The sequence below is a fragment of the Quatrionicoccus australiensis genome (assembly GCF_020510425.1).
GTDB classification, from domain to species: domain Bacteria; phylum Pseudomonadota; class Gammaproteobacteria; order Burkholderiales; family Rhodocyclaceae; genus Azonexus; species Azonexus australiensis_A.
Genome location: NZ_JAHBAH010000001.1, coordinates 1,890,006 through 1,902,766, shown reverse-complemented (window position 1 = coordinate 1,902,766; position 12,761 = coordinate 1,890,006). Strand labels below are relative to the sequence as shown.

Annotated in this window: 11 protein-coding genes; 10 read left to right on the top strand and 1 reads right to left on the bottom strand. The window is 66.0% G+C overall.

All coding sequences use genetic code 11. The features are described from left to right. Positions 1 to 4 precede the first annotated feature (4 nt). From hypB to hypE, 6 genes are all read left to right on the top strand, one after another. On the top strand, positions 5 to 1,111 hold the full coding sequence (gene hypB / locus KIG99_RS09075) for a hydrogenase nickel incorporation protein HypB (protein WP_226459871.1): 1,107 nt from the start codon (positions 5 to 7) through the stop codon (positions 1,109 to 1,111). A 12-nt stretch (positions 1,112 to 1,123) separates the two neighbouring features. Further along, on the top strand, positions 1,124 to 1,330 hold the full coding sequence (locus KIG99_RS09070; protein ID WP_226459870.1) for a hypothetical protein: 207 nt from the start codon (positions 1,124 to 1,126) through the stop codon (positions 1,328 to 1,330). Then, positions 1,327 to 3,693 (top strand): carbamoyltransferase HypF, encoded by a 2,367-nt coding sequence (gene hypF, locus KIG99_RS09065; RefSeq protein ID WP_226459869.1) that lies wholly within the window; start codon positions 1,327 to 1,329, stop codon positions 3,691 to 3,693. The genes KIG99_RS09070 and hypF overlap by 4 nt, the downstream gene beginning before the upstream one ends. After that, positions 3,662 to 3,901, top strand: coding sequence for a HypC/HybG/HupF family hydrogenase formation chaperone (locus KIG99_RS09060; RefSeq protein ID WP_226441583.1), 240 nt, complete (start codon positions 3,662 to 3,664; stop codon positions 3,899 to 3,901). The genes hypF and KIG99_RS09060 overlap by 32 nt, the downstream gene beginning before the upstream one ends. Beyond that, positions 3,901 to 5,025, top strand: coding sequence for a hydrogenase formation protein HypD (gene hypD / locus KIG99_RS09055; RefSeq protein ID WP_226459868.1), 1,125 nt, complete (start codon positions 3,901 to 3,903; stop codon positions 5,023 to 5,025). Before KIG99_RS09060 ends, hypD begins: the two co-directional genes overlap by 1 nt. A gap of 717 nt (positions 5,026 to 5,742) precedes the next feature. Continuing rightward, positions 5,743 to 6,795 carry a hydrogenase expression/formation protein HypE gene (gene hypE, locus KIG99_RS09050; RefSeq protein ID WP_226459867.1) on the top strand — a complete coding sequence of 351 codons (1,053 nt, stop codon included), beginning with the start codon at positions 5,743 to 5,745 and terminating at the stop codon, positions 6,793 to 6,795. A gap of 5 nt (positions 6,796 to 6,800) precedes the next feature. Here hypE and KIG99_RS09045 read toward each other — a convergent pair whose 3' ends face one another. Next, positions 6,801 to 7,010, bottom strand: a complete 210-nt coding sequence (locus KIG99_RS09045) for a hypothetical protein (RefSeq protein WP_226459866.1) — start codon at positions 7,008 to 7,010, stop codon at positions 6,801 to 6,803. A gap of 174 nt (positions 7,011 to 7,184) precedes the next feature. Here KIG99_RS09045 and KIG99_RS09040 point away from each other — a divergent pair, with 174 nt between their 5' ends. The 4 genes from KIG99_RS09040 to KIG99_RS09025 are packed head-to-tail and all read left to right on the top strand — an operon-like array spanning position 7,185 to position 12,758. Then, positions 7,185 to 8,861 carry a hydrogenase maturation protein gene (locus KIG99_RS09040; protein ID WP_226459865.1) on the top strand — a complete coding sequence of 559 codons (1,677 nt, stop codon included), beginning with the start codon at positions 7,185 to 7,187 and terminating at the stop codon, positions 8,859 to 8,861. Then, on the top strand, positions 8,858 to 10,345 hold the full coding sequence (locus KIG99_RS09035; protein ID WP_226459864.1) for a sigma-54-dependent transcriptional regulator: 1,488 nt from the start codon (positions 8,858 to 8,860) through the stop codon (positions 10,343 to 10,345). Before KIG99_RS09040 ends, KIG99_RS09035 begins: the two co-directional genes overlap by 4 nt. Then, positions 10,342 to 11,343, top strand: coding sequence for an NADH-quinone oxidoreductase subunit B family protein (locus tag KIG99_RS09030; protein WP_226459863.1), 1,002 nt, complete (start codon positions 10,342 to 10,344; stop codon positions 11,341 to 11,343). The genes KIG99_RS09035 and KIG99_RS09030 overlap by 4 nt, the downstream gene beginning before the upstream one ends. Then, positions 11,340 to 12,758 (top strand): nickel-dependent hydrogenase large subunit, encoded by a 1,419-nt coding sequence (locus KIG99_RS09025; RefSeq protein WP_226459862.1) that lies wholly within the window; start codon positions 11,340 to 11,342, stop codon positions 12,756 to 12,758. The genes KIG99_RS09030 and KIG99_RS09025 overlap by 4 nt, the downstream gene beginning before the upstream one ends. The last annotated feature ends 3 nt before the right edge of the window (positions 12,759 to 12,761 follow it).

Sequence of the window (12,761 nt, the reverse complement as noted above, 5' to 3'; positions counted from 1 at the left end):
GGGAATGTGTACAGTTTGCGGTTGCGGCGCGGGTGAAACGCGCATCGAAGGTGACGGGCACGAACACACGCATGTGCATGCCGACGGCACGGTGCATACGCACAGCCATGACCATGCCGACGAGCATGCGCACGAGCACGCCCATGCCGAGGCGCCGCTCGGCGTCCATGCGCATACGCACCAGCATGCCGACGGCAGCGCACACAGTCACGCCCACATCCACGACGGCGAGCACAAGCACGAACATGGGGGCGAGCACAGCCACGCGCATGATCAAGGCCATGAACATGCCCACGAACATCACCATCACGAACACGCGGTCGGCGGCGATCTCGATTTCGGCGCCGGCCCAGCCCGCGCGCATGTGCCCGGTCTCAGCCAGAGCCGCATGGTGCAGATCGAGCAGGACATTCTCAGCAAGAACAACGGCTATGCCGCCGCCAATCGCAGCTGGTTCGACGAACATGGCGTCTTCGCGCTGAATCTCGTCTCCAGCCCGGGCTCGGGCAAGACGACGCTGCTCTGCAAGAGCATCGAACTGCTCAAGGACAAGATGACGATCAGCGTCGTCGAGGGCGACCAGCAGACCTCGAACGACGCCGAGCGCATCCGTGCCACCGGCGTCGCCGCGCTGCAGATCAATACCGGCAAGGGCTGCCATCTCGACGGCCACATGGTCGGCCACGCGCTGCAGCGCATGCAGCCGGCCGACGACTCGCTGTTCCTGATCGAGAACGTCGGCAATCTGGTCTGCCCGGCCGCCTTCGATCTCGGCGAACACCACAAGGTCGCCATCCTGTCGGTGACCGAGGGCGAGGACAAGCCGCTCAAGTATCCGGACATGTTCCGCGCCGCCGACGTCATGCTGCTCAACAAGTGCGACCTGCTGCCCTATCTCGAATTCGATGCCGACCTGGCTGAAGCCAACGCGCGCCGGGTCAATCCGGACCTCACCATCTTCCGCGTCTCGGCAACCAGCGGCGACGGCATGAGTGCCTGGCTGTCCTGGGTCGAAGCCGGGCTGGCTGCGCAGGTGGCCGGGCGTTCCGAAAGCGTCGATGCGCTGAAGCGGCGGGTGGCCGAACTCGAGCGCCAGCTGGCGGCCAAGTAGGACGACCCGGACATGGCAAACAATGAGCGCGATCCGCTTGATCTCGTGGCTGGCGGCGCGCTGATTGTCTTGAATCTCGGTCTGACGGTGGCGGGCGCCCATGGTTTCGCCGGCGGGGTCGCCGGGTTTGTCGGCTTCATCGTTGTGCCGGGTGTGCTTGCCTGGGGCTTCAGTCGCCTGATCCGTCGTTGTCGGCAACGACCCGATCGGGTGGCATGAGCGCCTCCGGTCGTCTGCTGCGCATCCGCGGTCTCGTCCAGGGCGTCGGCTTTCGTCCCTACGTCTGGCGCCTCGCCAGCGAACTCGGTCTGCGCGGCTGGGTGCGCAACGACGGTGCCGGCGTCAGCCTGGCGGTCGACGGGGAAAAAACGGCCGAATTCATCGCCCGCCTGCCGCTCGAAGTGCCGCGCCTGGCGCGCATCGACGCCATCACCGAGGAAGCGGTCGCGGTTGAGGAGACGGATTTCATCATCCGCGACAGCGTCGCCGGCACGGTGAGCACGGCGATCGGCCCCGACGCCGCGCTCTGTCCCGACTGCATCGCCGATATCTGCGACCCGGCCAACCGGCGCTGGCGTTACCCCTTCACCACCTGCACCCACTGCGGTCCGCGCTACACGGTTAGCCGCAGCATTCCCTACGACCGGGCGCAGACCAGCCTGGCCGGTTTTCCGCTGTGTCCTGCCTGCCAGACTGAATACGAGCGACTCCCCCAAGGGGACTTGAGCCCAAGGCCCCCTGGCCTGCGGGGCGCGCCCGACCGCCGTTTTCATGCCGAAACCACCTGCTGCCCGGATTGCGGGCCGCAACTGGCCTTGCTCGCGGCGGATGGTAGTCCGGTAGACGGCGATCCTTTTGCCGCAACGCTGGCCCGCCTGCGTGCCGGCCAGATCGTTGCGTTCAAGGGCCTGGGCGGTTTCCATCTCGCCTGCGATGCGCGTAACGCGGCGGCGGTCGCCGAGTTGCGTCAACGCAAGCAGCGCGAAGCCAAGCCGTTTGCCTTGATGGGCCTGAATGCCGCCGCGCTCGGCGAGTTCGCCGTGATCGGCGCAGCCGAATTCGATTTGCTGCACAGTCCGGCCGCGCCCATCGTGCTCTGTCCGAAAACTGTGGCCGAGCTGCCCGGCGTCGCGCCCGGCCTGGCTGCACTCGGCGTCATGCTGCCGACGACACCGCTGCATTTGCTGCTCTGGCACGAAGCAGCCGGGCGTCCGGCCGGCACCGCCTGGCTGGCTGAACCGAACGACTTGCTGCTGGTGATGACCAGCGCCAATCCGCACGGCGAGCCGCTGGTCATCGACAATGCCGAAGCGCAGGCCCGCCTGGCCGGCATCGCCGACGCCTTTTTGCTGCACGATCGCGCCATCGTCGTGCGCTGCGACGATTCGGTCGTGCGCGCCACGCCGCAAGGCCCGTCCTTCATCCGCCGGGCGCGCGGTTACGTGCCGCTGCCGATTGCGCTGGCCGACGGCGGGCCGAGTGTGCTGGCGCTTGGTGGCTACCTGAAGAACACGGTCTGCGTCCTGAAGGGCAAGCAAGCCTTCCTGTCGCAGCACATCGGCAGTCTCGACAACGCCGCCGCCATCGGCTTTCTCGAAGAAAGCGTGGCGCATCTGCTCGCCATCCTCGACGTGCGCCCCGACCTGATCGTGCACGACCTGCATCCGGACTATCCATCGACGCAACTGGCGCTGCGCCTGGCCGAGGAATTCGCCGTCCCGGCGCATGCCGTGCCGCATCATCAGGCACATCTGGCGGCGATCTGCGCTGAACATGGCGTCAACGAGCCGATCGTCGGGCTGGCGCTCGACGGCGTCGGTCTCGGCCCGGACGGCGGCGCCTGGGGCGGCGAATTGCTGCGTCTGGACGCTGCCGGCTGCGCACGCCTTGGCCATCTGCACGAACTGAAACTGCCCGGCGGCGACCGCGCGGCGCGCGAACCCTGGCGCATGGCGCTCGCCGCGCTGCATGGGGCCGGCCTCGGCTACCGAGTCGGCGGCTGGCTCAAGCAGCGCTACCCGGAGCGTGAGGGCGCACCGCTGCTGCAGATGCTCGAACGCAATCTGCGCTGCCCGCCCAGTTCCAGCCTCGGCCGCTGGTTCGACGCCGCGGCCGGCCTGCTCGGCGTGCGCGAAATGGCGCAATACGAGGGCCAGGCGGCGATGGAGCTGGAGGCGCTGGCGCAGGGCTACGGCCCGGTCGATGCCCTGCCCGGCGGCTATGTGCTGCGCGAAGGCATCCTCGATTTTTCGCCCTTGATTCCCGAATTGCTGATCTGCCATGATGCTGCGCAGGGCGCCGCGCTCTTCCATGCCACGGTTGCGGCCGGACTGGCGGCCTGGGCCGGCCAGGCGGTCGACGCGCAAAATGGGGCAAAAATCGCCGTGGCCGGCGGTTGTGCAATGAATGCAGTGCTGATGACGGCCTTGCGCCGGCATCTCGAAGAAGCCGGCCTGACGCTGCTCGAAGCGCGCCAGGCTCCGCCCAACGACGGCGGTTTGGCGCTTGGCCAGGCCTGGCTGGGGCGCAAGTTGTTCAAGGAGATGAAGAATGTGTCTGGCAATTCCCGCGCAGATCGTTGAACTGCGCGACAACGACAATGCCGTGGTCGACCTGGCCGGCGTGCGCAAGGAAATCTCGCTGTCGCTGGTCGACAATGTGGCGGTCGGCGATTACGTCATCGTTCATGTCGGCTACGCGCTGAACAAGCTCGATCCGGAAGAGGCGGCGCGCACCCTGGCGCTGTTTGCCGAACTCGGCCAGCTGGGCGACGACGCGACGGTTCACTGATGAAGTACATCGACGAATTCCGCGACGGCGAGGTTGCCGCCGGTCTCGCCGAAGCGATCCGGCGCGAGGTGAATCCGGCGCGCAGCTACCATTTCATGGAATTCTGCGGCGGCCACACGCACGCCATCTCGCGTTACGGCGTCAGCGATCTGTTGCCCGACAACGTGCGCATGATCCACGGCCCGGGCTGCCCGGTCTGCGTGCTGCCGATCGGCCGCGTCGACCAGGCAATCCGCCTCGCCCTCGATGAAGGCGTGACGTTGTGCACCTACGGCGACTGCCTGCGCGTGCCGGCTTCGGACGGCCTGTCGCTGCTCAAGGCCAAGGCGCAGGGCGGCGACATCCGCATGGTGTATTCGAGCGCCGACGCAGTGACGCTGGCGCAGAAGAACCCGGACAAGCAGGTCGTCTTCTTCGCCATCGGTTTCGAAACGACGACGCCGCCGACCGCGGTGGCGATCAAACAGGCCGCAGCGCTCGGCCTGAAGAATTTCTCGGTGCTGTGCTGCCACGTGCTGACGCCATCGGCGATTTCCAGCATCCTCGAATCGCCGGAAGTGCGCCAGTGGGGCACCGTGCCGCTCGACGGCTTCATCGGCCCGGCGCACGTGTCGACGATCATCGGCAGCCGACCCTACGAATTCTTCGCCGAGGAATACCGCAAACCGGTGGTCATCGCCGGTTTCGAACCGCTCGACGTGATGCAGGCGATCCGCATGCTGATCCGCCAGGTCAACGAAGGCCGTGCCGAAGTCGAAAACGAGTTCTCGCGTGCCGTCGACCGCAACGGCAACCTGAAAGCGCAGCAACTGGTCGCTGAAGTGTTCGAAATGCGCAAGAACTTCGAATGGCGCGGTTTGAACGTCCTACCCTATTCGGCGCTGCGCATACGCAGCCAGTTCGCCGAATTTGACGCCGAAAAGCGCTTCCCGCTCGATTACCGGCCGGTGCCGGACCACAAGGCCTGCGAATGCGGGGCGATCCTGCGCGGCGTCAAGAAACCGCAGGACTGCAAGCTGTTCGGGACGGTGTGTACGCCGGAGAATCCGATCGGGTCGTGCATGGTGTCGTCGGAGGGGGGGTGTGCGGCGCATTACACGTATGGGCGATATAAGGATGTTTGATTTTTGTCCGGCTTCGGAACCGGTGGGTTCCGCGCTGGCGGCGCGGGCGTACTTTCTTTTGCTTCGCCAAAAGAAAGTAGCCAAAGAAAAGGCGACCCCCGGGTCGGCGCCGGGCGTTGCCCGGTCCCTTGCGCTACTCGGTCGTCCGGGCGGCTTGCTAAACTCGCCTGCGGCTCAGACAGACGCAAGCCGAATGCCCCCGGCCGTCCTGCGTTGCTCAGCGCCTCTCAGGGGGACCCGAAAGGCGTCTCGGAACAACGGCTCTGCCCAGGAAAAAGCAAAAAGGGTGTTTTTTGGCGGTCGACCGCTGGAAAACGGCAAAAACCATTTTGAGCGGTTCGGCGGCGACGCCTTTCCGGGTCCCCATGTGGAGCGCCGAGCAACGGAGCTGATGGCGGAAAAAGGGCGAGGACTGTCTGAGGGGCGTAGCCCCGAGTTCCGCAGCCCCCGCCAGCAGCGAGTAGCGCAGGGGAGTCGGCGCAGCCGACCGCGTAGCCTGGGGTCGCCTTTTCTTTGGCTACTTTCTTTTGGCGAAGCAAAAGAAAGTATGCCCGCCCGCAAGGCGGAACCCCAACGCAAAACAAGCACAACATCTTCCGTAAGCAAGACACCTCGCAAGGCGGAACCCCACCGTAAAACCAGCACAACATCTTCCGTAAGCGAGACACAACGCAAGGCGGAACCCTCCGTAGCCGAGACCGAAACAGGCCCCACCCCATGACCCAACCCCGAAAAACCTACATCCGTCCCCTCGACATCAAACACGGCCAGGTCGACATGGCGCATGGCGCCGGTGGCCGGGCGATGGCGCAACTGATCGAGGAGCTGTTCGCCAGACACCTCGGCAACGACTATCTCGCCCAGGGCGATGACGGCGCACTGCTGCCGGCCGCCGGCGAAGGCCGCCTGGTCATGGCGACCGATGCGCATGTCGTCTCGCCGCTGTTCTTTCCCGGTGGCGATATCGGCTGCCTGTCGGTGCATGGCACGATCAACGACGTGGCGATGCTGGGGGCGACGCCGCTTTACCTGGCGGCCAGCTTCATCCTCGAAGAGGGCTTCAAGCTCGCCGATCTGGCGCGCATCGTGCAAAGCATGGCGGCGGCGAGCAAGGAGGCCGGCGTGCCGGTGGTGACCGGCGACACCAAGGTGGTCGAGCGCGGCAAGGGCGATGGCGTGTTCATCACGACGACCGGAGTCGGTGTCGTGGCGCCGGGCATGGAATTGTCGGGGCGCGGCGCGCAGGTCGGCGATGCGATCCTGGTTTCCGGCACGCTTGGCGATCACGGCATGGCGATCATGGCCGAGCGCGAGAGCCTGGGTTTCGAGTCGCCCATCGTTTCCGACACGGCGGCGCTGCACGGTCTGATCGCGGCGATGCGGGCGAGCGGGGCGGATATCCATGTACTGCGCGATCCGACGCGCGGCGGCCTGGCCACGACGCTGAACGAAATCGCCCAGCAGTCCGGGGTTGGCATGCTGCTGCAGGAAAAGGCGCTGCCGGTGCAGCCGGCGGTCAATGCGGCCTGCGAGTTTCTCGGCCTGGACCCGCTTTATGTCGCCAACGAAGGCAAGCTGGTGGCGATCTGTGCCGCCGGCGATGCGGAAAAATTGTTGTCAGGCATGCGTGCGCATCCGCTTGGAGCCAATGCGGCAATTGTCGGTTCGGTGCATGCGGATCCGAATCACTTTGTCCAGATGGTGACGGGTTTCGGTGGCAAGCGCATCGTGGACTGGCTGAGCGGCGAACAGTTGCCGCGGATCTGCTGAAAGGCTTAGTGGTGGCGCAGCGCGATCATGATCGATTGCACGTCGCCGAGTTCGTCAAGCACCATGGCACGGGCATCGGCGATGTCGTCGGCGTTGCGGATGCGGAAAATGTCGCGCTTGCCGTCGAGGTAACGGACGGCGGCGGTGTATTCCGGTCGTGGTGCGCGATAGAGGGCGGCTTTGGGTGCCTCGGCGCGTTTGCGTTGTCCTTGCATACTGGTTTCCCCCGGTTGACTACTGGTGTCTGACGGATGGTAATCACAGCTAAGCATTTGAAAAATATCGCGAAGGTAATATAACCAATGGTCTAGTGAGTGGTTTTCGCCCCGGCAGGGCAGGCCCTTTCTGGCTTCACTTCAATGTCATGACGACTTAAAAAATCAAAAAGCATGCGAATTCTTTTTCTGACACACTCTTTTAACAGTCTGACGCAGCGTCTTTTCTGCGAATTGACCCGGCGCGGCCACCAGATCAGCATCGAATTCGACATCGCCGACAGCGTCAGCGAAGAAGCGGTCGCGCTGTTCCAGCCGGATCTGATCGTGGCGCCCTTCCTCAAGCGGGCGATTCCCGAGTCGATCTGGTCGCGCCATCTTTGCCTGGTCGTGCATCCCGGCAGCGTTGGCGACCGCGGCCCTTCGGCGCTCGACTGGGCGATCCAGCAGGGTGTGCCGGAATGGGGCGTCACGGTGCTGCAGGCCGAGGCCGAAATGGATGCCGGGCCGGTCTGGGCCTCGGCGAACTTCCCGCTGCGCGCGGCGCGCAAGGCTTCGATCTATCGCAACGAAACCACCGAGGCGGCGGTAAATGCCGTGCTCCAGGCGGTCGACCGGGTCCAGGCCGGCAATTTCACGCCGGCCCGCGTGCCCGGTCAGGCGCATGCCTTGATGCGCCAGCTTGACCGGCGTATCGACTGGCAGCAGCAGACGACTGCCGAAATTCTTGCCCACCTCAATGCCGCCGACGGCTTTCCCGGCGTTGCCGATGAGTTGTTCGGCCAGCCCTGTCATCTCTTCGATGCCTGGCCGGAAGCGACGCTCAAGGGCGCGCCCGGCGAACTGCTCGGCCGGCGCGAGACGGCCATCCTGCGTGGCACGGCTGATGGCGCCATCTGGCTCGGCCACGCCAAGCGTGCCGGCGGCATCAAGTTGCCGGCGACGCAGGCTTTCCCGGCAGCTCTGGCCCTGCCCGAGCTGCCGCTTCCTGGCTGGCACAAGTCGGCGACACCGACCTGGCAGGACATCGCTTACGAAGAGGCCGGCGGCGTCGGTTTCTTCTCCTTCGAGTTCTACAACGGCGCGATGAGCACCGAGCAATGCCGGCGCCTGACCGCGGCATTCCAGTGGGCGACGGCGCAGCCGACGCGGGTCATCGTGCTGCGCGGTGGCAGCGATTTCTGGTCGAACGGCATCCATCTCAACACCATCGAGGCAGCGGAGAGTCCGGCCGACGAATCCTGGGCCAACATCAATGCCATCGACGATCTGGCCGAGGCCATTTTGCGCTGTGAAACGCAGTTGACCGTTGCCGCGCTGGGCGGCAATGCCGGCGCCGGCGGCTGCTTCCTGGCGCGCGCCGCCGATTTCGTCTGGGTGCGCGATGGCGTCATGCTCAATCCGCACTACAAGAACATGGGCAACCTGTACGGCTCGGAATTCTGGTCCTACCTGCTGCCGCCGCGCGTCGGTGTCGACGGGGCGCAGGCGATCATGCGCCACCGCCTGCCGATGACGGCGCCGGAAGCGGTCAAGCTGGGTTTCTACGATGCCTGCCTGCCCGGTCCCGGCTTTGCCGTCGATGTCGCGCGGCGCGCCGCCGAACTGGCCGCGGCGCCGGATTTCAGCGGTCGACTCGCTGCAAAAGTCGAAAAGCGCCGCGCCGACGAGGCGGCCAAGCCGCTCGCCGTGTGGCGGGAAGAAGAGCTGCGCGAAATGCGCCGCAACTTCTACGGCTTCGATCCGTCGTATCACGTCGCGCGCTATCATTTCGTCTCGCGCACGGCCAATTCGTGGACGCCGCGCCATCTTGCCCGCCACCGCGACCTCGACTGGAAAACGCCGACATGATTCCGACCAGCCTGCGCCAATTGCCCGCCGTCCTTGTCGTCGACGACGAAGTGCGTTCGCAGGAAGCGCTGCGCCGCACGCTGGAGGAAGATTTCGAAGTCTTCTGTGCCTCCGGGGCGAGCGAGGCGCTGGCCGTGCTCGAGCGCGAGATGCCGAGCGCCGCGATCCGCATCGTGCTTTGCGACCAGCGCATGCCGGGCACGACCGGGGTGGTTTTTCTCAAGGAAGTGCGGCACCGCTGGCCGGACGTCGTGCGCATCATCCTGTCCGGCTACACCGACGCCGAGGACATTATTACCGGCGTCAACGAAGCCGGCATCTGGCAATACCTGTTGAAGCCCTGGCAGCCGGAACAACTGCTGCTGACGCTGCAGCGCGCCGCCGAAGTCTGGCGCCTGCAGCAGGAAAATCAGCGCCTGTCGCTGGATTTGCGCACCGCCGAGCCGGTGCTCAGGAAGCGCGTCGACAGCAAGCAGGAAAAGGCCAAAAGCAGTTTCGGTCTGGGCGCGCTGATCCGCGCGTCGGGCAGCCCGCTCAACGCGCTGTGCGGCATGGTCGAGCGCATCGCGCCCTACGACCTGTCGGTGATGGTGACCGGCGAGTCGGGCAGCGGCAAGGAAATGATCGCCCGCGCCATCCACTACGAGAGCCGCCGCTCGCATCGGCCCTTCGTCACCGAGAACTGCGGTGCGCTGCCCGACACGCTGCTCGAATCGGAACTCTTCGGCTACAAGCGCGGCGCCTTCACAGGCGCGGTGGAAGACCGGGTCGGTCTGTTCCAGCAGGCCGATGGCGGCACCTTGTTCCTCGACGAAATCGGCGAAACCAGCCCGGCCTTCCAGGTCAAATTGCTGCGCGTGCTGCAGGAGGGCGAATTCCGCCCGCTCGGCAGCAACCGGGTGGTGAGCGCTGACGTGCGCGTCATTGCGGCGACCAATCGCGATCTGGAAGAAGACGTCCGCACCGGCCGTTTTCGCGAGGATCTCTACTACCGCCTGGCAACCATTTCGTTGCATGTGCCGGCCCTGCGCGAACGACCCGGCGACTTGCCGCTGCTCGCCCGGCGCCTGCTCGACAATGCCTGCCGGGTCATGGACAAGCCGGCCGAAGGCTTCTCGCCGGACGCACTGGCCTGCATGGCGGCCTGGCACTGGCCGGGCAATGTCCGCGAATTGCAGAACGAAATCCTGCGCATGCTGGCGCTGGCCGATGCGCCCTTGCTGGGGATCGAGTTGCTTTCGCCGCGCGTGCGTCAGATCGTGGATCGCCAACCCGCGGCGCAGCTGCCGGGCAGCACTCCCTTATCCGGCGCCAGCCTGAGCGGCGGCCTCAAGGAGCGCATGGAGCAACTGGAAATGGAAGTGCTCGCCGAGGCGATGCGCCGGCATCGCGGCAACAAGTCGCGTGCGGCGCGTGAGCTCGGCCTGTCGCGGGTCGGTCTGCGCGCCAAGCTGACGCGTTACGGGCTGGAGCCGGACGCATGAAAGTCCTCTGGCTGCAAAGCGGCGGTTGCGGCGGCTGCACGCAGTCGCTGCTGTGCTCCGAACCGCGTTCCCTGTTCGATGAACTGCGCGATGCCGGTATCGAGTTCGTCTGGCATCCGGCGCTGTCCGAGGCCAGCGGTGGCGAAGCGCTGGCCGTGCTGGAGGCCTGCACCAGTGGCGAGCTGGCCTTCGACGTGCTGTGTGTCGAAGGCGCCATGCTGCGCGGCCCGAACGGCAGCGGCCGTTTCCACCTGATGGCCGGCAACGGCCGGCCGCTCACGGAATGGGTGACGCGTCTGGCCGGGCACGCCAAATGGGTGTTCGCGATCGGTTCCTGTACGGCCTACGGCGGCTTTTCGGCCAATACGCCGGGCAATCCGCTTGAAGCCTGCGGCCTGCAGTACGACGAACAGACGCCGGGCGGCCTGCTCGGCGCCGACTTCCGCTCGGCCGGCGGTCTGCCGGTGGTCAATATCGCCGGTTGCCCGACGCATCCGGGCTGGATCGTCGAATCGTTGCAAAAGCTGGCGCTGGAAGGCATGGCCGACACCGATCTGGACGAACTCGGGCGGCCGCTGTTCTACGCCGGCGAACTGGTGCATCACGGCTGCCCGCGCAACGAATATTACGAATTCAAGGCGAGCGCCGAGAAGCAGTCCGACCTTGGCTGCCTGATGGAAAACCTCGGTTGCAAGGGCACCCAGGCGCATGCCGACTGCAATCTGCGCGCCTGGAACGGCAGCGGCTCCTGCCTGCGCGGCGGTTTCGCCTGCATCGCCTGTACCGAGCCCGGCTTCGAGTCGCCCGGCCATGCCTTCCAGGAGACGCCCAAGGTGGCGGGCATTCCGATCGGCCTGCCGAGCGACATGCCGAAAGCCTGGTTTGTCGCGCTTGCGGCGCTGTCCAAGTCGGCGACGCCGAAGCGGGTGCGCGACAACGCGGTCGTCGATCATCTCGTCTTGCGGCCGGCGATCAAGAAGAAAGGCGGTGGCAAATGAGCCGCATCGTCGTCGGACCGTTCAACCGTGTCGAGGGCGATCTCGAGGTCAGTCTCGAGCTTGAAGGCGGGCGGATTCAGGCGGCTCACGTCAATTCGCCGCTGTTCCGCGGTTTCGAGCAGATCCTGGTTGGGCGTGCGCCGCTCGACGCGCTGGCCATCGTGCCGCGCATCTGCGGCATCTGCTCGGTGGCGCAATCGGCCGCCGCCGCGACGGCGCTGGCCGACGCGATGGGCGTGACGCCGACGCCGAACGGCCTGCTCGCCCGTCACCTGATCCAGGCGACCGAGAACATGGCCGATCACCTGACGCATTTCTACCTGTTCTTCATGCCGGATTTTGCCCGTCCGGACTATGTCGACCGTTCATGGCATGCGGCGACTGCCGAGCGCTTCACGGCGATCAAGGGCTCGGCTGCGGCCGAGGTCTTGCCGGCGCGCGCCAGCTTCCTGCGCCTGATGGGCTTCCTCGCCGGGCGCTGGCCGCATACCCTGGCCATCCAGCCGGGCGGCAGCACGCGGGCGATCACTGCTGGCGAGCGCATCCGCCTGCTCGCGCTGTTGCGCGAATTCCGCAGCTTCCTTGAGCGCCGGTTGTTCGGCGATGCGCTGGAGCGTATCGGTCAACTCGCCAGCAAGGCCGAATTACTGGCCTGGGCGGATGGCCGGGCTGGCGATTTTCCGGCCTTCCTGAAAATTGCCGGCGATCTCGGGCTTGAGCGTATCGGGCGGGCCGACGACCGTTTCCTGTCACACGGCGCCTACGGGCTGTTCCCGGCCGGTACCTGGCAGCAGGGAAAAACGGTAGCTTTCGCCCCGGCGCTAATTACCGAAGATACCGAGCGCGCCTGGCTGCTCGCCGATCAGCCGCGGCATCCGGCCGCGGGTGAAACCATCGTCGCCGCCGACAAGGCGGATGCCTACACTTGGTGCAAGGCGCCGCGCTATGCCGGTCGGGCCCATGAAGTCGGCGCCCTTGCCCGCCAGGTCGTGGCCGGCAATCCGCTGTTGCTCGATCTGGTGCAGCGCGACGGCGGCAGCGTCATGGCCCGCGTCGTCGCCCGCCTGCAGGAACTGGCACGGCTGATTCCGGCCATGGAGGGCTGGGTGCAGGCGCTGCAGCCGGGCGACTCCTTCTGTGCGCAGGGCGTGCTGCCGGACGAGGGCAGCGGCGTCGGCCTGGTCGAAGCGGCGCGCGGCAGTCTCGGCCACTGGCTGACGATACGACGCGGCCGCATCGAGCGTTACCAGATCATCGCACCGACCACCTGGAACTTCTCGCCGCGCGATGCAAGCAACCAGGAAGGACCGCTGGAAAAGGCCCTGCTCGGACTCGCGGCGGGGGAAGGCGCGCCGCCGACCATCCAGCATGTCGTGCGCTCGTTCGATCCCTGCATGGTCTGTACGGTGCATTAGGTG

What these genes read in the sequence shown, in the direction of transcription:
- hypB (WP_226459871.1), top strand. Translation starts at nt 5, where the DNA reads ATGTGTACAGTTTGCGGTTGCGGCGCGGGTGAAACGCGCATCGAAGGT.
- KIG99_RS09070 (WP_226459870.1), top strand. Translation starts at nt 1,124, where the DNA reads ATGGCAAACAATGAGCGCGATCCGCTTGATCTCGTGGCTGGCGGCGCG.
- hypF (WP_226459869.1), top strand. Translation starts at nt 1,327, where the DNA reads ATGAGCGCCTCCGGTCGTCTGCTGCGCATCCGCGGTCTCGTCCAGGGC.
- KIG99_RS09060 (WP_226441583.1), top strand. Translation starts at nt 3,662, where the DNA reads ATGTGTCTGGCAATTCCCGCGCAGATCGTTGAACTGCGCGACAACGAC.
- hypD (WP_226459868.1), top strand. Translation starts at nt 3,901, where the DNA reads ATGAAGTACATCGACGAATTCCGCGACGGCGAGGTTGCCGCCGGTCTC.
- hypE (WP_226459867.1), top strand. Translation starts at nt 5,743, where the DNA reads ATGACCCAACCCCGAAAAACCTACATCCGTCCCCTCGACATCAAACAC.
- KIG99_RS09045 (WP_226459866.1), bottom strand. Translation starts at nt 7,010, where the DNA reads ATGCAAGGACAACGCAAACGCGCCGAGGCACCCAAAGCCGCCCTCTAT.
- KIG99_RS09040 (WP_226459865.1), top strand. Translation starts at nt 7,185, where the DNA reads ATGCGAATTCTTTTTCTGACACACTCTTTTAACAGTCTGACGCAGCGT.
- KIG99_RS09035 (WP_226459864.1), top strand. Translation starts at nt 8,858, where the DNA reads ATGATTCCGACCAGCCTGCGCCAATTGCCCGCCGTCCTTGTCGTCGAC.
- KIG99_RS09030 (WP_226459863.1), top strand. Translation starts at nt 10,342, where the DNA reads ATGAAAGTCCTCTGGCTGCAAAGCGGCGGTTGCGGCGGCTGCACGCAG.
- KIG99_RS09025 (WP_226459862.1), top strand. Translation starts at nt 11,340, where the DNA reads ATGAGCCGCATCGTCGTCGGACCGTTCAACCGTGTCGAGGGCGATCTC.